At 64.0% G+C, this 23,036-nt stretch carries 21 protein-coding genes and 1 riboswitch; of the genes, 14 read left to right on the top strand and 7 right to left on the bottom strand.

The genetic code is table 11. The annotated features are described in order from the left end of the window. Positions 1-76 precede the first annotated feature (76 nt). Both ACR30Z_RS06000 and alr read right to left on the bottom strand, forming a co-directional pair. Positions 77-1,687 carry a PucR family transcriptional regulator ligand-binding domain-containing protein gene (locus ACR30Z_RS06000; protein WP_434371562.1) on the bottom strand — a complete coding sequence of 537 codons (1,611 nt, stop codon included), beginning with the start codon at positions 1,685-1,687 and terminating at the stop codon, positions 77-79. Then, positions 1,677-2,909, bottom strand: a complete 1,233-nt coding sequence (alr, locus tag ACR30Z_RS06005) for an alanine racemase (RefSeq protein WP_434371563.1) — start codon at positions 2,907-2,909, stop codon at positions 1,677-1,679. Before alr ends, ACR30Z_RS06000 begins: the two co-directional genes overlap by 11 nt. Before the next feature lie 194 nt (positions 2,910-3,103). Here alr and ACR30Z_RS06010 point away from each other — a divergent pair, with 194 nt between their 5' ends. Both ACR30Z_RS06010 and ACR30Z_RS06015 read left to right on the top strand, forming a co-directional pair. Beyond that, positions 3,104-4,534 carry an amino acid permease gene (locus ACR30Z_RS06010; protein ID WP_434371744.1) on the top strand — a complete coding sequence of 477 codons (1,431 nt, stop codon included), beginning with the start codon at positions 3,104-3,106 and terminating at the stop codon, positions 4,532-4,534. Further along, positions 4,531-6,231: a flavin monoamine oxidase family protein gene (locus tag ACR30Z_RS06015; RefSeq protein WP_434371564.1), complete on the top strand. Its 1,701-nt coding sequence runs from the start codon at positions 4,531-4,533 to the stop codon at positions 6,229-6,231. Before ACR30Z_RS06010 ends, ACR30Z_RS06015 begins: the two co-directional genes overlap by 4 nt. 76 nt (positions 6,232-6,307) lie before the next feature. Here the strand turns inward: ACR30Z_RS06015 and ACR30Z_RS06020 are convergent, their stop codons facing one another. From ACR30Z_RS06020 to purU, 3 genes are read right to left on the bottom strand one after another with little or no spacing between them, the layout of a single operon-like run. Further along, a complete protein-coding gene (locus ACR30Z_RS06020) occupies positions 6,308-6,826 on the bottom strand; it encodes a gamma carbonic anhydrase family protein (RefSeq protein ID WP_434371565.1) in 519 nt (172 codons plus the stop codon). Between the two features lie 9 nt (positions 6,827-6,835). Further along, a complete protein-coding gene (locus ACR30Z_RS06025) occupies positions 6,836-7,495 on the bottom strand; it encodes a class I SAM-dependent methyltransferase (protein WP_434371567.1) in 660 nt (219 codons plus the stop codon). Positions 7,496-7,516: 21 nt separating this feature from the next. Next, on the bottom strand, positions 7,517-8,368 hold the full coding sequence (gene purU / locus ACR30Z_RS06030) for a formyltetrahydrofolate deformylase (RefSeq protein ID WP_144647690.1): 852 nt from the start codon (positions 8,366-8,368) through the stop codon (positions 7,517-7,519). Between the two features lie 35 nt (positions 8,369-8,403). Then, positions 8,404-8,489, top strand: a riboswitch (ZMP/ZTP riboswitch). 116 nt (positions 8,490-8,605) lie between these two features. On the opposite strand from purU, the gene glyA reads away from it, so the two are divergent. The 11 genes from glyA (at position 8,606) to ACR30Z_RS06085 (ending at position 18,328) form a co-directional block, all read left to right on the top strand. Further along, positions 8,606-9,904: a serine hydroxymethyltransferase gene (glyA, locus tag ACR30Z_RS06035; protein WP_208759899.1), complete on the top strand. Its 1,299-nt coding sequence runs from the start codon at positions 8,606-8,608 to the stop codon at positions 9,902-9,904. A gap of 133 nt (positions 9,905-10,037) precedes the next feature. After that, a complete protein-coding gene (locus tag ACR30Z_RS06040; RefSeq protein WP_434371569.1) occupies positions 10,038-10,931 on the top strand; it encodes a bifunctional methylenetetrahydrofolate dehydrogenase/methenyltetrahydrofolate cyclohydrolase in 894 nt (297 codons plus the stop codon). 225 nt (positions 10,932-11,156) lie between these two features. Further along, complete coding sequence (locus ACR30Z_RS06045) at positions 11,157-12,086, top strand: ABC transporter ATP-binding protein (protein ID WP_434371571.1); 930 nt, start codon at positions 11,157-11,159, stop codon at positions 12,084-12,086. Then, positions 12,079-12,933 carry an ABC transporter permease gene (locus tag ACR30Z_RS06050; protein ID WP_434371572.1) on the top strand — a complete coding sequence of 285 codons (855 nt, stop codon included), beginning with the start codon at positions 12,079-12,081 and terminating at the stop codon, positions 12,931-12,933. The genes ACR30Z_RS06045 and ACR30Z_RS06050 overlap by 8 nt, the downstream gene beginning before the upstream one ends. Continuing rightward, positions 12,930-13,763, top strand: a complete 834-nt coding sequence (locus tag ACR30Z_RS06055) for an ABC transporter permease (RefSeq protein ID WP_144647683.1) — start codon at positions 12,930-12,932, stop codon at positions 13,761-13,763. Before ACR30Z_RS06050 ends, ACR30Z_RS06055 begins: the two co-directional genes overlap by 4 nt. A 140-nt stretch (positions 13,764-13,903) precedes the next feature. After that, a complete protein-coding gene (locus ACR30Z_RS06060; RefSeq protein WP_434371575.1) occupies positions 13,904-14,470 on the top strand; it encodes a hypothetical protein in 567 nt (188 codons plus the stop codon). A gap of 10 nt (positions 14,471-14,480) precedes the next feature. Further along, positions 14,481-15,314, top strand: coding sequence for an exodeoxyribonuclease III (locus ACR30Z_RS06065; protein ID WP_144647679.1), 834 nt, complete (start codon positions 14,481-14,483; stop codon positions 15,312-15,314). Positions 15,315-15,334: 20 nt separating this feature from the next. Continuing rightward, the gene (gene trpS / locus ACR30Z_RS06070) at positions 15,335-16,456 is read left to right on the top strand and encodes a tryptophan--tRNA ligase (protein ID WP_434371577.1); all 1,122 of its coding nucleotides are present in this window, start codon (positions 15,335-15,337) and stop codon (positions 16,454-16,456) included. A 4-nt stretch (positions 16,457-16,460) separates the two neighbouring features. Next, positions 16,461-17,138 carry a 2'-5' RNA ligase family protein gene (locus ACR30Z_RS06075; protein WP_144647676.1) on the top strand — a complete coding sequence of 226 codons (678 nt, stop codon included), beginning with the start codon at positions 16,461-16,463 and terminating at the stop codon, positions 17,136-17,138. Continuing rightward, on the top strand, positions 17,065-18,150 hold the full coding sequence (locus ACR30Z_RS06080; protein WP_144647674.1) for a YihY/virulence factor BrkB family protein: 1,086 nt from the start codon (positions 17,065-17,067) through the stop codon (positions 18,148-18,150). The genes ACR30Z_RS06075 and ACR30Z_RS06080 overlap by 74 nt, the downstream gene beginning before the upstream one ends. A gap of 25 nt (positions 18,151-18,175) precedes the next feature. Beyond that, positions 18,176-18,328 carry a hypothetical protein gene (locus tag ACR30Z_RS06085; protein ID WP_167510385.1) on the top strand — a complete coding sequence of 51 codons (153 nt, stop codon included), beginning with the start codon at positions 18,176-18,178 and terminating at the stop codon, positions 18,326-18,328. A gap of 21 nt (positions 18,329-18,349) precedes the next feature. Here the strand turns inward: ACR30Z_RS06085 and ACR30Z_RS06090 are convergent, their stop codons facing one another. Then, entirely contained in the window at positions 18,350-20,587 is a 2,238-nt protein-coding gene (locus ACR30Z_RS06090; protein ID WP_434371580.1) for a hypothetical protein, read from the bottom strand. A 97-nt stretch (positions 20,588-20,684) separates the two neighbouring features. Beyond that, on the bottom strand, positions 20,685-21,623 hold the full coding sequence (locus ACR30Z_RS06095; RefSeq protein WP_434371581.1) for a glycoside hydrolase family 43 protein: 939 nt from the start codon (positions 21,621-21,623) through the stop codon (positions 20,685-20,687). 110 nt (positions 21,624-21,733) lie between these two features. Between ACR30Z_RS06095 and ACR30Z_RS06100 the strand changes: the two genes are divergently transcribed. Continuing rightward, positions 21,734-23,035 (top strand): ABC transporter substrate-binding protein, encoded by a 1,302-nt coding sequence (locus tag ACR30Z_RS06100; protein ID WP_144647669.1) that lies wholly within the window; start codon positions 21,734-21,736, stop codon positions 23,033-23,035. The last annotated feature ends 1 nt before the right edge of the window (position 23,036 follow it).

Consider the following 23,036-nt stretch of genomic DNA (forward strand, 5'->3'; position numbering starts at 1 on the left):
TTCCAGCCAAACTAGGTGCCGAAAAAGAGCAAAAATGAGTGGTAGAAAAAGCTTGCACAGACGAAATCGCCTTCATCTAGGTGGTGCCGCCCGTCTCTGCCGGTCCCACCAGCTCGTCCACGTACTGCAACGCGAACCACAGCTCGGCGCGGACCTGGGCCTGGTTGAGGTCCATCTCCAGGAGTTCACCGAGCACCCCGATCTGCCGCCGCACGCTGTTACGGTGCAATCCCAACGCCTTGGCCGAGCTGTCCCAGCTGCCGTTCTCGCTGAGCCACCCCCGCAGGACGGCCAACAGCGGATCCCTCCGATCAACTTCCAAGGACAGGACCGGCGCAAGGAGCCGCCCGGCCAGCATGGTCCCGGCCTCGCGCCCCAGCAGTCCGGCAACGGACCAGGTCACCTCATCAACGCGGGCGCTCTTGCCGGTGGAGAGAACCCGGCTGCGCAGCGAACTGGCGCGTTGGTAGGCGGCTGTGAGCCCCAGGAGTTCGGTCGGTTCGCCGATCACGAGTCGCCAGCCCAGTTTCTCTACATCGGCCAACAGTGAGTCATCTACCTTGAGCCGTGTAATGGCCGCGAAACCGTACTCGGTGATCTCCACCAGCTTGGTGTCGAACAGGCGCCGCCATTGCAGCACCTCGCGGACGGGTCCGTCGTCGGCCGCCCCATCTACCCTGACACCCTGCACCACCCGCATCTGCGCCGACCTGGTGGACGACAAACTCTGTGCCAGCAGGTCCTTGAGGCCGTTGACGTGCTTGGTCCCGCCGGTTGCCAGGGAGTCCGGATGCAGCAACACCGCGGTGGCGAGCTGGCTCGGAGCCAGGGATCCACTGGTCCGTTGCCGCACCAACAACTCCAGCAACCCCACGGCCGACTGCACCACATTGTTCTGCGCTGGCGACAACGGCGCATCCGAGCCGAGGATCAGCGCACCGAGGTTCGCATCCTTCGTACTCCTCAGCGGGTGCCCGAACACCAGCGTGGATCCCGGCTGGTCGAAACCGTCCATCTCCACGCGCGGTCCGCTGCCGGACAGCAGCCGCTCCAGCATCGGCGCCAGCAAGGAATGTTCGACGCCGGTGCTGCCGCCGGCATTGTGCCCGCGGGCCCGGACCCGCCCGTCCGCCCCCACGAGGACAGCCCACACGGGCACCCGCTGAACCAAAGCTGCGAGTAGCTCGTGTTCCGGCCTGGGGGAGAGGACCGCCCGCATGAGTTGCCGGTTGGTGTCCGCCAGTTGCCGGAACACGCGGGCGTTGTCCGTCTCCAGAAGCTGTGAGAACTCCAGTCCGATCGCGGCGAACGGCAACGACTCCGGCACCTCGAAGAGGGTGAGGTTATGTATGCGGCAAGCGTCGAGCAGGACGTCCGGGACGGCGTCGAAATAAGGCCTGATGCCGAACCCCAGGGCAGCCACCTTCGCGTCAACCAGCCGCTGGACATAGGCATCCACCTTGGCCGCCGAGCCGCCTTCCCCGAGGAAAGGCAGCCCGGCGGTCAAGAGGAACTCGCCCTCCGGCAGGTACGGCGTAGGGTCCTCGAGCTCACTCGGCTCAACCCACCGCAGCAGCGAGGCGCCGCTGCCGCCGTCGTGAAGCATTTTCAACTCCGGCGGCAGCTGCTCCAGGAACTGCTCAAGCGTGACAAAACTCAGGCGGGCGGTGGCGGGCTCAGGCGACATTGCCCTGCCCGGCGGCTGCCGGCTCCTGGTAGTCGGGGCACTGGTAAGCGGTAGTGGCGTAAGCGCGGGGGAGTCGGGGTGCGATCCTGTTGATGATTTCGTCCCCGTGGCTGCCGATCGCTGCGCCCCAGTCGTCGGCGCTCGCGGCCCCGCTCGCGGGGTCACCGAACAGCACGGCGGTGTCTCCGACGCCGATTCCCACGGCATCCGGGCCCAGGTCCACCATGAACTGGTCCATGCAAACCTTGCCGATCACAGGAACTGTGCGGCCCGCGATGTTCACCACAGAGCGGCCGCTGATGCCCTTGGGGATGCCGTCCGCGTAACCGAGCGGGATGAGGCCCAGGTACCGGGGTTCGTAGGTAATGGCCTGGTGTTCGTAGCTCACGCCTGTGCCCGCGGGAACCTTCTTGACCATGACCAGTGGCGCCGTCACGCTGAGTGCTGGGCGCAGGCCGAAGTCCGAAGGGTCCAGGTGATCCGCTGGGGCGAGGCCGTAGATGGCCAGCCCTGCCCGAACCATGTCGAAGTGGAATTCGGGCCGGTCCAGGATATTGGCGGAGCTGGAAACGTGCCGGAGTTCCGGGGTCAGGCCGGCGTCGCGGGCTTCACGGACGGCGTCCTCAAACTCGGCGACGGCGGCCGCGTTGCCGGGGTGGGCGGGGACATCGGCCCAGGCCAGGTGGGTCCAGAGGCCACGAACGCGGAGGGTCCCGTCGATTTCGGCTTGCCGTGCCTGGGCCACAAGTTCGGGCCAATCCTCCTTGCGTGCGCCGCCGCGGCTCAGGCCGCTGTCCAGTTCCAGGTGCACGACGGCGGGTCGGCCCAGACGCCCGGCGATGCCTACCAGCGCCTCCAGTTGGCCGACGCTTCCGAGGGAAACGTCGATGTCGTTTTCGAGGGCCTCCAGAATGGTGGCACTTGTCTGGGATGCCAGATACAGCCACGAAAGAATGGGCACGGTGATGCCCGCCTTCCGGAGGGAGATGGCTTCGGTGAGCTGGGCCGTTCCCAGCCAATTGGCACCGGCTTCTACAGCAGTACGGGCTACTTCGACCAGCCCGTGGCCATAGGCATTGCCCTTCACCACGGCCATAAAGAATGGTGCCTCAGTGCGCTTTTTCAGTGCGGTGATGTTGTCTGAAATCGCGGACAGGTCCACGGTGACCTGTCCCGAAAGGGCTGCCGGAGCGGCCTCTTGATAGTGTGCATTACGTCTCATGGTTGAACACTATAGGTCATTTTGCACCGTGGTGAGAGGTGGCTCACATGCCAGTCTTGTGGAGGGGAAATCGAAACTACTTGGAAGGGACGTCAAGGGTGACTGTGCCTGTGAACACCAATAATCCGGCGGCGGCGAGCGTCACGAGGCCGAGCCTCGGCGCTCAGCTCCTGCGCCGCAAACCCATTGGCCAGATGGTCAGCGAGGCCGGGAGCGGCGAAGGCGGAACACCGCTGGTCCGCAGCTTCGGCGTGCTTCAGCTGACCATGATCAGCGTTGGTGCCACGCTTGGCACCGGCATTTTGGTCATCCTCGGCGAATCCGTGCCGCTGGCGGGTCCGGCCATTTGGATCTCGTTCGTCATCGCCGGACTGGCTGCGCTGCTCTCTGCTGTGTCCTACGCGGAGATGGCCGGGCTGGTCCCGGTGGCAGGCTCCAGCTACTCCTACTCTTACGCCACCATGGGTGAGGGCATGGCCTGGATTTGTGGCTGGTGCCTGGTGCTGGAGTACGCGGTCTCCGTAGCGGCGGTCGCCGTGGGGGCGGGGCAATACGTCAACGAAACGTTGGCAGCCTTCGGGCAGGTCCTTCCCGACGCCGTCAGCCAGCCGCCCGGAGATGGCGGCGTGGTCAACGTCCCTGCGATGATCATCGTGATTCTGGCCATGGTCCTGCTGGTTCGCGGCGCCCGTGAAAGTGCATGGATCAATACCGCGATTGTGGTCATCAAGGTGGGCATTCTGCTCTTCTTCTGCGCAGTAGCCTTCACCGCGTTCAACGCCGGCAACTTCGAGCCCCTGCTTCCCATGGGTGCCGCAGGAGTATCCGCCGCTGCATCCAGCGTCTTCTTCTCCTACATCGGCTTCGACGCCGCGTCCACCGCGGGTGAGGAAGCCAAGAACCCCAAGCGGGATCTTCCCCGGGCCATCATGCTCTCCATGGTGATCGTCACCAGTATCTATGTCTTGGTTGCTGTCGCCGCCATCGGGGCCCGGCCCTGGGGTTGGTTCGATGGAACCGAAGCTGCCCTGGTGCAGATCCTCCACGAGATCACCGGACAGCCGTGGATCGCCCTGGTCTTCTCCGTGGGCGCCGTCCTCGCCATTGCCAGCATCGTACTGACTGTCCTTTACGGCCAGACCCGCATCATGCTCTCCATGTCCCGCGACGGCATGATGCCCAAAGTCTTTGGCCGCGTCTCCCGCCGAACCGGCACCCCCGTTGCCGGGACGCTGATCGTGGGTATCGCCGTCGCCCTTGCCGCGGGCTTGGTCCCACTGGGTGCGCTGGCCGACGCCACCAGCATCGGCACCCTCTTCGCGTTCGCGTTGGTCAACGTTGCCGTCATCTACCTGCGGCGCAACCGGCCCGATCTTGAGCGCAGCTTCCGGGTTCCGCTGTACCCGATCACTCCCATCCTGGGCACGCTGATGTGTGCCTACCTGATGATCAATCTTGGCGCCGACACCTGGATCACCTTCGGAGTGTGGATGCTCGTGGGCATCGCCATCTACTTCGGCTATGGACGCCGGAATTCCAAGGTAGCCGCGCTCAGCGAGCAGGACTACCGTGAACTAACCACCAGGGCCGTGAGCCCGGAACCTGTGAAAGCAGCAAACTCATGACCATCGCCACCGAACTCCCGCTCATCGAGGAACCAGGAGCGCCTGCCGCAGGCGCACCGATCACCATGCTGAACCCGGACTTCCCCTTCAGCTACGACCACTACCTGGCGAATCCGGCCGGGTTGGGCTCAATTCCAGAAGAGAAGTACGGCACCGAAGTGGCCGTCATCGGCGCCGGACTGTCCGGGCTGGTCACTGCCTACGAACTCATGAAGCTCGGCCTCAGGCCGGTCATCTATGAGGCAGACCAAATTGGAGGCCGTCTGAGGACCGCGAGCTTCCCGTCTGCACCCGGTGTTGTGGCCGACCTCGGCGGTATGCGGTTCCCGGTTTCCGGCAAAGCGTTCTACCACTACGTGGACTTGCTCGGCCTGGACACCCAGGACTTTCCCAACCCCATGGCACCGGCAACGTCCAGCACCGTGATTGAACTCGCGGGCAAGAAGCACTACGCCACTACTGCAGACGAGCTGCCGGAGTTCTTCCGCGAAGTCGCCGATGCCTGGAAGGCCGCGGTCAACGACGGCGCCGCCTTCGCCGAGATGCAGGAAGCCATTAAGGCCCGCGACACCAAGCGCATCAAGGACCTGTGGAATGCCCTCCTGCCGGAGCTGGACGAGCAAACCTTCTACGGCTTCATCGCGGCCAGCAAGTCCTTCAAGGAAGCGGGCTTCGCGCACCGCGAGGCGTTCGGCCAGGTTGGCTTCGGCACCGGCGGCTGGGACACCGACTTCCCCAACTCCATCCTCGAGATCCTCCGCGTGGTCTACACTGACGCGGACGACCAGCACCGACTCATCACGGGAGGAGCGCAAAGGCTCCCCGAGGCACTTTGGAACCATGCGCCGTCGGGCCTTAAGTACTGGCCTGAAGGCACCTCCTTGGCGTCGCTGCACTCCGGCTCGCCGCGCGGAGCCGTAGACAACATCCGCCGCGCGGAGAACGGCGACCTCCTGGTCCGCGAGAACTGGGGCCGCGAGGCCACCTACCAAGCCGTAGTGACCACCTGCCAGTCCTGGCTGCTGTCCACGCGCATCCACACCGAGGAAGCGCTGTTCCCGTCGGAGCTGTGGACCGCGATCGAGCGCTCGCACTACATGCAGTCATCCAAGACGTTCGTGATGGTGGACCGGCCGTTCTGGAAGGATATCGACCCCGAGACGGGCCGCGAAGTCCTCTCCATGACGCTCACCGACCGCCTCAACCGGGCAACGTATCTGCTCGACGACGGTCCGGACAAGCCCGCTGTCATCCTCCTGTCCTACACGTGGAACGACGACGCCCTGAAGTGGCTGGCCCTGACCGCCGAGGAACGCGTGAAGCTGATGCTCCACTCGCTGCAGCAGATCTATCCCGGCGTGGACATCGCGAGCCACATTGTCGGGCAGCCGATCACCGTTTCCTGGGAAGCGGACCCCAACTTCATGGGAGCCTTCAAAGCCAACCTGCCGGGGCACTATCGCTATCAGCAGCGGCTGTTCACGCACTTCAAGCAGGACCAACTGCCTGAGAGCCAGCGCGGTATCTTTCTTGCGGGGGATGACGTCTCCTTCACCGCCGGCTGGGCCGAAGGCGCCGTGACCACGGGCCTGAACGCTGTGTGGGGAGTGGTGAACCACCTTGGTGGCTCGTCCGTTGCCGGGAACCCGGGTCCGGGTGACCTGCTGGACGAGCTCGGTCCGATCCCGCTGGACTAGGTTCCCCGATGTTGTGAGGCCCGCTCTGCGTCCCAAACCCTCAGGTTAGGACGCAGAGCAGGCCTCGCATTGGGCGTTAAGCGTGCATTTCCCGGTGCGCCGCGGCGAGCCCCCTGTAGTGGGCAGCGTTGTGCTTGACGCCCTCGAACTCTTCGTCCGTCAGTTCGCGGCGGACTTTGGCGGGCACGCCTGCTACCAAGGAGCGCGGGGGAATGACGGTGCCTTCCAACACGACGGCGCCGGCCGCAATGAGCGAGCCCGATCCGATCACCGCGCCGTTGAGGATGGTGGCGCTCATGCCGATGAGGCAGTCGTCCTCCACGGTGCATCCGTGGACCACGGCGCTGTGCCCCACGGAGACGCGCTCGCCGACAGTGCACGGGAAACCGGGGTCGGCGTGGAGAACTACGTTGTCCTGCAGGTTGGAGCCTGCGCCTACGCTGATCGCGGCTGTATCCGCGCGGACGGAGACCCCGTAGAAGGCGCTGGAGTCCTCAGCCAACGTTGCCTTCCCAATAATGGACGCAGTGGGTGCCACGAAGGCGGTTTCATGGATGGCCGGGGTGTCCCCGGCGAAAGTGTAAGAAGGAGCCATGGGCCCAGCCTAGTTGGGTGAAGGGGTGCGGAGCAGCAGGAATTGGTAGTGCTGCACCCAGTTGCCCGCGCCGGGGCCTGACTCCACGCCCACGCCCTCAGGCCACGTGCGGAAGTGCTCGATCAAGCCGTGCTCGCTGAAGATCCTGCACACGGTTTCGTCACTGCGGCGGCTGAAGAAACGCCGAGGTTCGTCCAGGTCCTCCGGGTTCAAGACTTCATCGTCCTCACCTGACCAGAGCCCGACGGCGATTGGCGCACCAGGTGCTGTGACCCGCACAAGTTCGCGGACGACGTCGTGAATTCCGCTGTTGGGGACATGTAACAGCGTGCTCATGGTCCAGGCGGCCGCGAAGACCGAATCGGGAAACGGCAGGTTCCGGCCGCTGGCCACCGAGGCGTCGAGCCCCGCCGAACGCGCCAAGCGAACGCTTTCGGACGACAGGTCAACACCCGTATAGTGCAGCCCCGCACGAACGAACTCCGCGCCCTCAACGCCCGTGCCACAGCCGAGCTCCAGCAAGGAACGACGGTGTTCGGACTTGAGCAGCCGGATGAACCACTCCCGGCACTCAACCCGGTGGGGAGTCAGCGAGCGGGTATTCCGTGCGGCGGCATGGCGGTCGTAATAGAGGGCGAGGTCGCGCTCGGGATCAGGAAGGCCCTGCATACCCCCAGCTTAGGAGTGGCGCTAGTTGAACACCACGGTCCGGGTGCCATCGAGCAGCACGCGGTGTTCGGCGTGCCATTGCACGGCCTGGGCCAAGGTGCGGCCTTCGACGTCGCGGCCCATCTGGACGAACTGGGCAGCCGTGCGGGCGTGGTCCACGCGGATGACTTCCTGCTCGATGATCGGGCCTTCATCAAGGTCCGCTGTCACATAGTGGGCCGTGGCACCGATGATCTTCACGCCGCGGGCGTGGGCCTGGTGGTACGGCTTGGCACCCTTGAATGAAGGGAGGAACGAGTGGTGGATGTTGATGGCCTTGCCATTCAACTCCGTGCAGAGATCGTTGGAGAGGACCTGCATGTACCGGGCCAGGACCGTCAGCTCGACGTCGTGCTCGGCGATCAGCTTCAGAAGCTCAGCCTCGGCCTGCGGCTTCGTCTCAGGCGTCACGGGGATGTGGTGGAACGGGATGCCATAGAAGTTGGCCAGTTCCTCCAGGTCGCGGTGGTTGGAGACGATGGCCGGAACCTCGATGGGCAGGGTGCCGGTACGCTGCTGGAACAGCAGGTCGTTGAGGCAGTGGGCATCCTTGGAACACAGGATGATGGTGCGGACTTTCCGGCCCACGGGGTTGATGTGCCACGTCATGCCGAAGGATTCGGCCACGGGCCGCAGGGCGGCAGCCAGTTCCGCCTGGGTGCTCGACGTCGTTGCCTCCACGCGCATGAAGAAGTTGCCGGTGGTAGGGCTTCCGTATTGTTGCGAATCGGCGATATTGCACCCCGCACCAAGGAGTGCGCCGGCAACAGCGTGCACGATGCCGGGACGGTCGGGGCAGGAAAGGGTCACAACAAAAGCGGTGGAGTCAGTCACACGGACAAGCCTACCGGTGCTGCCTTGTTGTACTGTTAACGGGTCGCAACTGGCGTTGGGTGGACTACCACCAGGGAGCGGCAATCACGAAGACCACGGATCGTACGCCTGGGCCGAGGGTCATGTCTTACCGTCGCACGCACGTGACCGATGCCTCCTGTCATCAAGGGGACGCGGGAATGCTGCTGCCGGTAGCCTGACCTGTAGCACCACCCGTTCCCTAGCCAGGAGATCTCCGTGACTACCACCACTTCAGCGTCTGTCAGCAACCAGTCGCTCGCCGAACTCGATCCCGAGATCGCAGCAGTCCTCGACCAGGAGCTTGGCCGCCAGCGCGGCACCCTGGAAATGATTGCCTCCGAAAACTTCGCCCCCCGCGCTGTGATGGAAGCCCAGGGCTCCGTCCTGACCAACAAGTATGCCGAGGGTTACCCAGGCCGCCGCTACTACGGCGGTTGTGAATACGTCGACGTCGCTGAGCAGCTCGCCATCGACCGGGTCAAGGAACTCTTCGGCGCCGAATACGCCAACGTCCAGCCCCACTCCGGTGCCCAGGCAAACGCTGCAGCACTGTCCGCCATGATCAACCCGGGCGACAAGATCCTCGGCCTGTCCCTGGCCCACGGCGGACACCTGACCCACGGCATGAAGCTCAACTTCTCCGGCAAGCTCTACAACGTGGCTGCTTACCAGGTGGAAGAGGACAACTTCCGCATCGACATGGACAAGCTCCGCGAGCAGGCCATCGCCGAGAAGCCTCAGGTCATCATTGCCGGCTGGTCCGCCTACCCGCGCCACCTCGACTTCGCAGCTTTCCGTTCCATCGCGGACGAAGTCGGTGCGCTCCTGTGGACCGACATGGCGCACTTCGCAGGCCTTGTAGCAGCAGGACTGCACCCGAGCCCGGTGCCGCACTCCGACGTCGTCACCTCCACGGTCCACAAGACCCTGGCAGGGCCGCGTTCCGGCGTGATCCTGGGCAAGCAGGAGTGGGCCAAGAAGCTCAACTCCAGCGTCTTCCCGGGCCAGCAGGGCGGCCCGCTCATGCACGTCATCGCAGCCAAGGCCGTTGCCTTCAAGATCGCCGGCAGCGACGAGTTCAAGGAACGCCAGGAGCGCGTCCTTGAGGGCGCCAAGATCATCGCTGACCGCCTCAATCAGTCCGACGTCGCCGAAGCCGGCGTCTCGGTCCTGACCGGCGGCACCGACGTCCACCTGGTCCTGGTTGACCTGCGCAACTCCCAGTTGGACGGCCAGCAGGCCGAAGACCTCCTGCACTCGGTGGGCATCACCGTGAACCGGAACTCTGTTCCGTTCGACCCCCGCCCGCCGATGGTCACCTCCGGCCTCCGCATCGGTACGCCCGCCCTGGCTACCCGCGGTTTCGGTGCCAACGAGTTCACCGAGGTTGCCGACATCATCGCCACCGCACTCGTAAAGGGCGCCGCCGGCAGCGTTGATGCAGAGGCCCTCCAGGCACGCGTCGACAAGCTCGCCGACAACTTCCCGCTGTACCCGCAGCACGAGCAGTGGTAACCAGCGGTTCCTGCGACAACAAGCGCTGAACACGCATTACCCCGGCACTGAACCGGAGCCAACGGGATCCGCCGCCACACCAACGGCGGCGGGTCCCGTTGGCATGAGCCTCCCAGCAGAAAGAGCAGATGGAATGACACAGTCCACCGCACAGATCCTTGACGGCAAGGCCACCGCCGCTGCCATCAAGGCAGAACTGACCACCCGCGTTTCTGCCCTTGCCGCCAAGGGCATCGTCCCCGGCCTGGGCACCATCCTGGTGGGCTCCGACCCCGGCAGCACCTGGTATGTCGGCGGCAAGCACAAGGACTGCGCAGAGGTGGGCATCCAGTCCATCCGCCGCGACCTCCCCGAGGACATCTCCCAGGAAGACCTCCTTGAGGTTGTCCGCGAGCTCAACGACAACCCGGAATGCACCGGCTACATTGTCCAGCTCCCGCTTCCCAAGCACATCGACCAGGACGTCATCCTGGAGGCCATGGACCCGGACAAGGACGCCGACGGCCTGCACCCCATGAACCTTGGCCGCCTGGTGGCCAACGTGAACGGCGAAATGAAGTCTCCGCTGCCCTGCACGCCCAAGGGCTGTGTGGAGCTGCTGCGCCGCCACGACATCGACCTCAAGGGCAAGCGCGTCCTGGTGGTTGGCCGCGGCGTGACCATCGGCCGTCCCATCGGACTGCTGCTGACCCGCAAGGAAGTCAACGCAACGGTCATCCTGGCCCACACCGGAACCGTGGACCTTCCCGCGGAACTCAAGCAGGCCGACGTCGTGATTGCCGCCGCTGGCGTGCCGCACATGATCAAGGCAGAAGACCTCAAGCCGGGCGCAATCGTGCTCGACGTCGGCGTCAGCCGCGTGGACGACGGCAACGGCAAGGCTGTGGTCACCGGAGATGTGGACCCGGCGGCTGCCGACGTCGCTGCGTGGCTGTCCCCGAACCCGGGCGGCGTAGGCCCGATGACCCGCGCCATGCTGCTCGCCAACGTCGTGGAGAGCGCTGAGCGCCAGGCGGGCATCGCGTAGCCCGTACCGCAGTCCAAGGGTGCGTGCACCCAACCCAACTGGCTGGCATTAGTGGTTGTTTTGAAGGCCGGAACAACCACTAATGCCAGCCAGTTGCGCAAATATCTGCAAGAGCCCTTTCACATATTCCTTGGCGCTATTAGTCTGCTGAGGGTGCACAATGAAGCAACCCGCTCTCCGACACCGTCACCAACACAGACACAATCGTCGCAAGCCAGCCTCGACATGAACCGACCAACCGTCATCAGCGCGCGGAACCTCACCAAGGCCTATGGTGACCTTACCGCCGTGGACAACATCTCCTTCGACGTCCCCGCAGGGGAGTCCTTCGGCCTGCTGGGCCCGAACGGTGCCGGCAAGTCCACCACCATGAAAATGATTGGCGGCGTCTCCCAGCGCACGTCCGGCTCACTCACCATCATGGGCCTGGACCCCGAATCCCACGGCCCGGAGGTCAGGGCGCACCTGGGCGTCGTGCCGCAGCAGGACAACCTGGACGAAGAGCTAAGGGTCCGCGAGAACCTGATTGTCTACGGGCGCTACTTTGGCCTGCCGCTGAGCTACTTGCGGCCCAAGGCGGACGAACTCCTGGAGTTCGCGCAGCTGACGGACAAAGCCAACTCGAAGGTGGACGCCCTCTCCGGCGGCATGAAGCGCCGGCTCACCATCGCCCGCTCGCTCATCAACGAGCCACGGATCCTGCTTCTCGACGAGCCCACCACAGGCCTTGATCCGCAGGCCAGGCACATCCTCTGGGACCGCCTGTTCCGGCTCAAGGAAAGCGGCGTGACCCTCATCCTCACCACGCACTACATGGACGAGGCCGAGCAACTCTGCGACCGCCTCATCGTGGTGGACAAGGGCCGGATCATGGCCGAAGGTTCACCCGCCACCCTCATCCGCGAGCACTCCTCGCGCGAAGTACTGGAACTCAGGTTCGGGTCCGAGCGGAACGCGACCATCGGCGTCGAACTTCAAGGCATCGGTGAGCGGCTGGAGACGCTGCCGGACCGCGTGCTGATCTACGCGCACGACGGCGAAGCCGCGCTGGAGCAGGTCACTGCCCGCGGGCTGCGTCCCATGACCTCGCTGGTGCGTCGCTCGTCGCTGGAGGACGTGTTCCTGCGGCTGACCGGCAGGAGGCTCGTTGACTGAGAATCAAAGCACGACGGCGGAGCACCCGTTGCGGGCCCACGCACCCGCCGTCTCGGCTGCCAGGGCGCGCCGCTGGGGTGCCTTCTTCTATGCGGAGCAGGTGCTTCGCGTCATGCGGAACTACGGCTGGTCCGTGGTCCTGTACAGCGTGGGGCAGCCGGTGGCGTACCTGTTCGCCATGGGAGTTGGGCTCGCCAGTTTGGTGGATGCCAACAGCGAGTCGGCCTTCGGCGGCGTCAGCTACCTGGAGTTCGTGGCGCCGGCCTTGTTGGTATCCGCAGCGGTGATGACGGCATCGGGCGAGTTTTCCTACCCCATCATGGATGGCTTCAAGTGGCGCCGGGTGTTCTATGGCCCGCATGCCTCGCCGTTGATTCCACAGCAGATTGCCAGTGGGCACATCATGGCCAGCACAGTGCGGTTCCTGTCGCAATCGGTGGTCTACTTCGCGGTGGTTGCTATGTTCGGTGCCTCACCGAGTCCGTGGGGTTGGGTATCAGCCATAGTGGCAACGGTGGCCGCCCTGAGCTTTGGCCTGCCCCTGATGGCCTATGCGGCAAGCATCACCCAGGACAAAGGGCAGTTTGCGTTGGTGCAACGGTTTATTGTGATGCCGCTGTTCCTGTTCTCCGGGACGTTCTTCCCGCTGGATTCGCTGCCGATGGCGGTGCGGTGGATCGGCTGGATTTCGCCGGTCTGGCATGGAACCGAGTTAAGCCGAGTCTTCACCTACGGCATGGATCAGGACCCGTTGCTGACCATCACCCACGTGGTGTTCCTGGTGGCGACCGCCACGGTGGGCTGGGTGCTGGTCCGCCGGCAGTTCGTGAAGAGGATGGGCTCATGAGTGTCCTGACAGGTGGCCACAGTGCCACGGACGTCGCCCGCGAGCGGAAGTTTGGTTCCCTCTACTCCCGCAACGCGAAGGCTGTTGTGGGCCGTGGGTTGATGGCGGCCAAGAGCAGTACGTGGCTTGTCATGGTGTCCGGGTTCTTCGAGCCCGTGCTGTTCCTGCTGGCCATGGGCGTAGGAATGGGCTCGATTGTGGGCACAGTGCAGGGCCCGGGCGGTGAGGAGATCAGCTACGCGGCGTACATCGCGCCGGCGCTGCTGGCCGTCTCGGCAATGAACGGGGCCATCTACGACTCCACCTGGAACGTCTTCTTCAAGATGAACTTCGCCAAGCTCTACCAAGGAATGCTTTACACCTCCCTGGGGCCGCTGGACGTTGCCATCGGCGAGATCTTCCTGGCCCTCCTGCGCGGCCTGCTCTACGCCACTGGTTTCACGGCCGTCATGGGGGTGATGGGGCTGCTCACCAGTTGGTGGGCGATTTTGGTCATTCCGGCGTCGGTGTTGATCGCGTTCGGCTTCGCAAGCTTCGGCATGGGCATCACCAGCTTCATGAAGACCTTCCAGCAGATGGACTGGATCAACTTCTTCCTGCTGCCCATGTTCCTGTTCAGCGCCACGTTCTACCCGCTCAGCGTCTATCCGCAGGTTATCCAGTGGTTTATCCAGGCCATGCCGTTGTGGCACGGTGTGGAGTTGCTGAGGCAGATCAGCGTGGGTTCTTTCAGCCCGGCAACCGCCATCCACGTGGGTTACTACGTGGTGATGATTGCGCTCGGCATCATGCTGACCACTGGAAGGCTGCGCCAACTGTTCCTCAAGTGATGGAGTTTTTGTACACCTCCTGCCCGTAAAAGGGTGTGTTGAGGGCATCAGGTGTACAAAAACTCCCAGGGATTGGGGCTCGTGTTCGCCGTCCGTGGAAGCGGGCACGTGCACCTTTCCGCGTTTGAGAGAATGGCTTCATGCAATCTCTCGGTGACCCGCACCCGTCCACGTCTCCCGCCGGCAAAGGCATGTTCAAGGGCTTCCGCATCGGCGGCCTGGGGATGACCGTCGTCATCATCGCCTTCCTTGTAGCCGTCATCTTTGCTGCCAACCAGAACGACGTCGTGGGCTGGGTCGTCGCTGTCGTGGCTTTCGGATGGCTGGCCCTCGCCACGTTCGTGGTGCTCAGCATTCGCAAGGCCGCGCAGCGGGCCGGAGCAAAGCTGACCGAAGCGCAGGCCGCCTTCGCTTCGGCAGCCGGCCGCGCGCCGTCGTCGAATGTTGCCGACCATGGCGGCACCCGCGTCGTTGCCGAGCGGAGCCAGGCTGATGAAGTCCGCGACCTCAAGTTGGACCACTCGTTCAAGATCGTCCAGGTGCAGGTCCGTGTGGTGGATGAGGAACGCGCCAAGGGTGGTGCTGCGGACCAGGACACCATCAACCGCGCACTGGAAACCATTGCCATTACGGCCACCAACGCCAGGGACATGATCAAGTCCTCGGGCGGCTCGGACGAGCCCGTTGCCGGCACCATCATCGACTAGAGTAGAGCGGGTGAGTACGGCATTGAAGAAGGACTTCCTTCGCATCGCATCAGTCAACGTCAATGGCCTGCGGGCTGCCTACAAGAACGGCATGGCGGAATGGCTGGAGCCCCGCGAGGTGGATATCCTCTGCCTGCAGGAAGTACGGGCGCCTGACGACATCGTCCGGAAGCTGATTGGCGAAGGCTGGCACATCCTTCACACCGAGGCTGAGGCCAAGGGCCGCGCCGGCGTGGCTATTGCTTCGCGCCAAGAGCCCACCGCCACCCGCGTGGGCATTGGTGACGACTACTTCGATACCTCGGGACGCTGGGTGGAAGCCGACTACACCGTACAAACCGCTGCCGGTGAATTCACCACTCTCTCCGTTGTCAGTGCTTACGTGCACTCCGGCGAAGTCGGTACGCCCAAGCAGGACGACAAGTACCGCTTCCTCGACGCCATGAGCGTGCGGCTGCCTGAGCTCGCCAAGCACAGCGACCACGCCTTGGTGGTTGGCGACCTCAACGTCGGACACACGGAACTCGACATCAAGAACTGGAAGGGCAACGTCAAGCGTGCCGGCTTCCTTCCGGAGGAGCGCGCATACTTTGACCGCTTCCTCGGTGAAGAAATCGGATGGAGGGATGTCCACAGGGGCCTGGCAGGTAATGTCGCCGGCCCCTACACCTGGTGGTCCCAGCGCGGTAAGGCCTTTGACACTGACACTGGCTGGCGCATCGACTACCACTTGGCCACTCCGGGCCTCGCAGCAGCCGCTTTCTCGGCTGTTGTGGACCGGGCGCCTTCGTGGGACACCCGCTTCTCCGACCACGCACCGCTGGTAGTCGACTACCGGCTCTAAGCTTCCTAAGGTATTGCTCCATGACTAGTTCCACCACGACCGAAACCGGCACGGCAGCCGCTGTGACCGAACCGAAGCCTGCGACGTCCACCAAACTGGCCGTTGGTGCCAAGCACCGTGTCCTCTCCGGCATGCAGCCTTCCGCCGATTCCCTGCACCTGGGCAACTACCTCGGGGCCTTGGTCAACTGGGTGAGGATGCAGGACGAGTACGACGCCGTTTACTTCATCCCAGACCTGCACGCCATCACCGTTCCCCAGGATCCCGCCGAACTCGCACGGCGTACGCGGGTCACCGCAGCGCAGTACATCGCCGGTGGCGTTGACGTCAACAAGTGCACGCTGTTCGTCCAGTCCCAGGTCCCGGAGCACGCCCAACTTGCGTGGGTCCTGAACTGCATCACCGGAATGGGCGAAGCCGGCCGTATGACCCAGTTCAAGGACAAAGCGCAAAAGCAGGGTTCGGACCACGCCAGCGTGGGCCTGTTCACCTACCCGATCCTGCAGGCCGCCGACATCCTCCTGTACCAGCCGCACGGTGTGCCGGTAGGGGAAGACCAGCGCCAGCACGTGGAACTCAGCCGGGACCTCGCCAATCGCTTCAACAGTCGGTTCGGTGAGACGTTCCAGGTGCCGGAGGCCTTTATCCAGAAGGAATCGGCAAAGATCTACGACCTCCAGAACCCCACTGCCAAGATGTCCAAGTCCGCCGAATCACCGGCCGGCCTGATCAACTTGCTCGATGACCCCAAGACTGTGGCCAAGCGCATCAAGTCCGCTGTCACGGACACCGAGACGGAGATCCGCTACGACCGTGAGAACAAGCCAGGGGTTTCCAACCTGTTGACCATCTACTCGGCCATCAGCGGTACTCCGGTGGAGAAGATCGTGGCTGACTACGAGGGCAAGATGTACGGCCACCTCAAGGTCGACCTCGCGGAACTCGTCTCCGGCCACCTGGCACCCATCCGGGAACGTGCCAACGAACTCCTGGCGGATCCAGCGGAACTGGACCGGCTCCTGGCCCTCGGCGCAGACAAGGCGCGTGAAATCGCGTCGGCCACCCTCGCAGACGTCTACTCCAAGGTTGGCTTCCTGCCGTACCGTGGGGACGCTGCACTCGGCGAACAGGGAGTCCGCTAACCCCATGTGCTCTGCTGGCCAGCTCAACGTCAAGACCGACACCCCTCCGGGTGTCGGTCCGGACGATTCTCGCCAGCCCGCTGTCACCGGCACTGACTGTGGTGCCGGTGACACCATGTGCGTGGGCGTCATCCTGGGTTTCCCGCCGGAGATCGCCCGTGAACTGCAGGAGTGGCGGGCATCGTTCGGTGACCCCATGGCCGAGGTCATCCCCGCCCACATCACCCTGATCACCACCACGCCCACCCAGGACTGGGCCGCCACCCGGGACCATGTCAGGGAGGTTGCGCAGGCCCAGGAGCCGTTCACCATCACCATTTCCGGCACCGGCTCCTTCCGGCCCATCTCGCCCGTGGTCTTCGTTAACGTTGAAGAAGGCTTTGAAGAGTGCGTGCAGTTGCACGAGAAACTGCAAAGCGGTCCACTCGAACGGATGCTTCCTTTCCCGTACCATCCGCACGTCACGGTGGCCCATGACGTGGCACAGGAAAACCTTGACGAGGCCGAAACGGTGCTCAGAGATTACCGGGCCACCTTCCCTGTGGTTAGCATGGGACTTTACGAGCACGACACCAATGGAATTTGGCAGCTACGGGAAGAGCTCGACTTTGGCGGCGATACTGACGAAGAACAGCAAGCGGATACAAGCCGCGCAGGCGGACGCTCCTCCACTTCCAACTGAGCTGGCGAAGCTCAAACTGGAGCTTCTCCGCAAGAGGCAGGACTGGGGGCAGGCCAAGCGTGCCGGCGATGGCCTGCCGAAGAAGGCCGGCGTATTCTTCGCCCTTTTCATGGCCAGACTGAACACCAACAGGGCCATGCGTGCCTTCCAGCACTACACCCGTCAACACGGCCCCCTGCTCAGTGCGGGCATCGGCTTCAACATGTTCTTTTCCGTCACCGGTCTGCTCACCACCGGCTTCGCGATCGCCGGCATCGTACTGGGCGGCAACCCGGCACTGCAGGACGCCGTGATCGAGAGTGTGGCTGCTGCGGCTCCCGGGCTGCTTCAGGTCAATGGCGGCGAAGGGCTGGTGGATCCGCAATCTCTGCTTAACCCGTCAGGACTGGGGTGGACGGCCCTCATCGCGGCGCTGGTGACGGTCTTCGTATCGCTCGGGTGGATCGCCAGTATCCGGGAAGGCCTCCGGGGTGTGATGAACGCTGACCCGTTGGTCCGCAACGCCGTCCTTCAGAAGCTCATCGACGCCGGCACGCTCTTGCTCCTTGGCCTGATCCTGGTGGTCAGCGCCGGCGCCTCCCTGGTTTTCGGAACGGCCGCAGAGTGGGTCTTCGACCTCTTGAAACTGGACGAGGCCGCGGCGGCACCGCTGGCGGCCGTCATCAAGATCGTGGTGCCGCTCCTCTTGAACTGCGCGACGGCGGCAGTACTGTTCCGCATCGCATCCGGCCTCAAGTTCGGGCGCCGCGCGCTCCTTGAAGGGGTGATCCTTGCCGGCGTCGGCACCACGGTGTTGCAGTTCTTCAGCACCGAGCTCCTGGCCCGGGCCGGCGCCAACCCTGTCCTGGCATCCTTTGCCATCATCATCGGCCTGTTGATCTGGTTCAACCTGGTGAGCCAGGTGTACCTCGTGTCGGCATCGTGGTCCGCCATTCGTGAGTCGGATACTGAGGCGGGGGAGACCCCGCGCAAGAGGGTCCTCGGCTCGCGTCGCGCAGCGCCCCGGACCTGACGGTTCTGGCTTACATGGAGGCTCAATGAATAACCAGCTGTGGATCGCTTGCCTCCTTGGAGCCGCCGTGGGCCTCGTAGTGGGCCAGTTGGTCTTCAACTCGCCCTTCCTTGGCATCCTCATCGGCGTCGGACTGGGTGCGCTGGTCGGTGCGGCTGTGGGACCCCGCCGCGGATAACCGGAAGGGTCCCCTGTCTGCCTAAGGCGCCTGCACCAGTCCTTCCCACGCTACGGTCCATTCCGCCGGGAAGCCCGGCGCGTGCCGCTCCGGCCCGTCATCCCAGCCAGCCGCCATCAGGGCGACAGCGGCGAGCAGGCCTCCGTTTCCGGGCAGGTAGAGCGGCAGTGAGTCGGTTTGGCGGTTGTGCCCATTGGCGAGGACCGTGTTCTTACCGGCGCCAAGGAGCAGGGCATCCACGGCCGCTTCCGGGTCCTCAAGGCGGGCGGCCGTCATGGCCATCACGGGGTAGTCCCAACCCCAGGTGCTGTCCCAGTCCCAGTCAGCCAGGACATCGGACAGGGTGGCGCGCATGATGTCCGGATCGATCACATCCGTCTGTGGGAGCACGCCCAAGGCGCACAGCATGGATGGGTGGTCAGTGCGGATAGTGAAGGGCTCGACGTCGATGGCAGCGTACACGCCGTTGATGACGCGCGGATGGACCATGCCGTCTGCCACGGTGGTCCAGTCCTGCACAGGTTCCAGCCCCAGCCGTTCCCGCCACGCCGCGGCTATCCGGAGGCCCCATTGCCAATACGCCAGCTCAAAGGTGGGATTGGTAACCTTGGCCCGGATGGAGCCGTAGCTTTCCTGGGCCGGAATCAGGGGTGGTCCCAGCTCGAAACCGCGCGGCGTCGGATGGGCAAAGCTGGCCATGAAGGCCGCGGATTCGAACACGATCTCCGCGAACTCCTCCAACACGTCCCGGCTGGGATTGGCCCGATACACCAGCTCGGCCAAGTGGATAGGGTGTGGTTGCTGCCAGATCAGGAACGTCCCGATGGGGCTTGGGCTTTCCCGCCCGTCCGGCCCTACCTGCTTGGGCCACCGCACACCCTCGAAGCCTTGGGCCTTGGCCGTCTGGCGCGACACCTCCAGCACCGTGGAGTACCAGCGCAAGGACGGCAGAAGCAGCTCCACCCGGTTCCAGTGGGCAAAGTGCGCCGCGTGCCACCAATGCATCTCCAGATGGAACCGTCCCCGCCATGAATTGCACACAAGCCCCGTCTCCTGCGGTGGCAGCGAGCCGGAGCAATTGATCGCGGTCAGGTACTGGGACAGCACGATCCTCCGCTCCAACTCCTTGGCGCGGGGATCGTCGGTCGCATCAAGCTCGATTGCCCCACCGGAGAACCAGAACCGCGGCCAATGGACCGCTGATGCGACGGCAACACGGCCTGCCGGTGAAAGTTCGACGCCGGTCGTCGCCTCGGCCTCCGCGTTCGCCCCGGGTGTCCCGGCAGTGAGCGTGTTGTTGCCCCGGGCGATGCAGTCACCGTCTCCTGCGGAGATGAACTCGATGGTGAAATCGAGGAGGTCGATGCTGCCGGGCGCATCTGTCAGTGTCGGCTCTATCCGGAGGCGGTGTTGCCCGCTCTGTTCCACCGTCAGGTTCTGCCCGGTGATTCGCACCTGGTAGCTGGAGCTGTCCAACTCGCGGTGGGCTGTCCACTGTGGAGTAAGCCCAGGTTCCGGGTCCGTTGGATTGTCGAGTGTGGTGGTGTGCGTGTCCGGGGTGCTCCAGTCCGCGGCGTCGTGCCACGCTTCGGAACCGTAGGGGAAACTGACGCCCACTGACAGTCCGGCGCCCAGCGCGGGCGACTCGACGCTGAAGCCGAGCTGATCGCGGTGGGGGTGGCACGCCGTCGTAACAGTGACGGGGTGACCCAGCAGGGTGAAGCGGCTGGTCACCGTTCCCGTCCACAAGTCCAGTGTTTGTTCGGTGTCGGAGAGGTCCGCTGCGGTGATGGCCCGCTCTGCGTCGTCGTCGGTCCAGCGGAAACCTATACGCCCCAGATCCAGCCTGTGGGCGTTGGCCCGGAGCCAGGTCTCAGCCTGGGAAGTGTCGGTCTCGCGATCATTGACGATGTCGCCCACCATGTCCACATAGGGCACAGGGCCACGAGGCGAGTCGTAAAGGACGGTCGAACCAGCGAGGTCGTAAGGCTGCGGTGATGGTACCGAGTGCCAACCCCATTGTGATTGAGTGCCGAGGAGCGTTCCCGGCGGGAGGTCGTCGCGGGCACCGACAGGGTAGGCGTCCGGCAGCGACTGGAGCCCCGTGAGGTCCATGGTGAAGGCGAATTCACCGTTGCCCACGGATACGGGGCTCCGTGGATCGAGGCGGTGCTGCCGAATGTTATGGCGCTGAACGAGTGCTCTGCGGTCGATGGGAGTGGGCGGTGTCGAATTGGGGGTGGTGCTTTGGCTGTGCACTGTGCACGCCCTCCTGATGCTGTCTGCTGTGACTGCGGCTAAAACTGAGAAATCGCTTTCCGAAACGATTCAATCCTGATCTTCGAGAGAGGGCCTGTCAACCCCTCTGAGTGGCGGACGTGGCTCCGGCGCCCGTGCCTGGCGAGGATAAAACGACCGTGTCTTCCAGTTCGTCGAGGGGGAAGAACGCCGCCCGTTCGTTCGGCGTGCTGTTGGGCTGGTGCAGGGTCAGGAACAATCGGTGGTCGAGGGTTCGGCCAATCATCCCGTGCCCACCATTGGCGCTCCAGAGAGCCTCGGTTTCCTGGACCCAGGGGCCAACGACTGTCCCGGACTCGCTGCGGGCGATGCCCATGGCGTAACCGTCGTCGCCGAAGCTGGACCACAGCATGATGAGCCGGCCGCTGGTGAGCCTGAACAGGTATGGGCCATCGGTGACGTACACCGGGAACTCGCGGTCCTTCACGGATGGGACGTCGAGGGCGCGTGCCCAGGGTGCTTCCGAGGCGTTGAAGAGGAAGACGGGCGCCCCTTCCGCGCTTCGCAGGTCCGATGTGAGGCGCTGAGCCATGACGGCCCCATCATGTACTTGCTTCCATTCATGGCAGAAGACCAACCACGGCATGCCTTCCTGGTCCACGTGCAGAGTTCCATCCAGGCACTGCCAATTGCGTGGAGTGACCGGACCGTCACTCCACGGTTGGTACGGCCCCTCGGGTTGCCCTGATGAGAGAATCTGCGTCCCACGGAGATGGCCGGGGGCTATGAATGTGGCGAACATGAAGTAGCGGCCTTGGTATTCGTGGACTTCGGGCGCCCAGTACTGCTCCCGGCTCCAGAAGGTCGGAGATGGACGGAAGGCAGGGGAGGGGCCCTCCCAGGTGACCAGGTCCTTGCTCCGATAGCTATCGAAGCCCGTGGCGGGCCCGGACCAGATGTTCTTGTCCGTGCTTCCGAACAGCAGGTACTCGTGCGAATCGGGCAGGGTGAGGACGAATGGATCGCGGATTTGGATGTCGGTCAAGGGCGTGGACAAGAGGATCTCCTAGGGAATTCAAATAGTTCATAGCCAAAACTATTGACGCTGGAACGGGTCCTTGATACGTTTCAGGAACCGTTTTCTCAGAGTTGAAAGAAGCTTACCCAATGGCGCGTAAATCTCTCCGTCGCATTCGAAAGTCAGTGGCAGTCCTGGCTACAGTGGGCATGCTGGGCCTCACCGTGGCGTGCTCAAGTCCCTCCTCCAACCAGCCCGAAGACGGCCCGGTGGAAATTCGGTTCTCATGGTGGGGAAACGCCACCCGGGCCGAATTGACCAACAAGGCCATCAAGGAATTCGAAGCGGCCAACCCCAACATCAAGGTCAAGCCCGAGTACGGCGACATCGGGGGCTACTTCGACAAACTCGCTACCCAGGTTGCCGCCAACGACGCTCCCGACGTCATCACCATGGGCGGCGCGTACCCGGCCGAGTATGCCAACCGCGGTGCGCTGCTGGATCTGTCCAAAGTGGAGGGTTCGCTCGATCTTTCCAAGCTGGACCAGGGAGCCCGGGAAAACGGGCAGGTCCAGGGCAAGCAGTACGGCGTGTCCACCGGCGCCAACTCACTCGCCATCGTGGTGAACCCCGCCGTCTTCGAGGCCGCCGGCGTGGCAGTCCCGGACGACAGCAAGTGGTCCTGGGATGATTTCGCCAAGGTAGCCGCAGAGGTGACGGCAAAGAGCCCCAAGGGAACTTATGGCACTGCAACCGTACTGACGCATGACTCGTTGGATGCCTTCGCCCGGCAACGGGGAAAGTCGCTCTACACCCAGGACGGCCAGCTGGGTCTCGACAAGGAAACCGTGCAGGACTACTTCGACTTCTCGGTCAAGCTCAGTGAATCGGGCGCAGCCCCCAGTGCTTCGGAGACCGTGGAGAAGCTCAACGTCAGCACCGAGCAGACGCTCATGGGGATGGGCCAGGCCGGCATGATGCTTACGTGGACCAACTCCCTCTCTGCCCTCAGCAAAGCCTCGGGTGCGGAGCTGAAGCTGCTCAAACTGCCCGGTGAGACACCCACGCCCGGCATCTGGCTCCAGTCCTCGCAGTTCTACACCATCTCAGCCCGCAGCAAGCACACGGATGCAGCTGCAAAGCTGGTGAACTTCCTGGTGAACAATGAGGCCGCAGCCAAGATCATCCAGAGCGACCGTGGCGTGCCCAGCAACTCCGGCATGCGCACGGCCATCCAGGACCTGCTGACACCCCAGGGCAAAGTGGAAGCCGCCTACATCGACCAGATCGGCAAGATGGACTTCGCCCCCACGTTCATCGGCCCCACCGGTTCGACGGCTGTCTCCGAGATTACTGCCCGCGTTAACACCGAGGTCCTGTTCAAGCGGCTGACCCCGGAGAAGGCAGCCGAGCAGTGGCTCAGCGAAAGCAAAGCGGCCATCGGCAAGTAGA

Source organism: Paenarthrobacter sp. FR1, from assembly GCF_051106045.1.
In the GTDB taxonomy this organism is placed as follows: Bacteria; Actinomycetota; Actinomycetes; order Actinomycetales; family Micrococcaceae; genus Arthrobacter; species Arthrobacter nitroguajacolicus_A.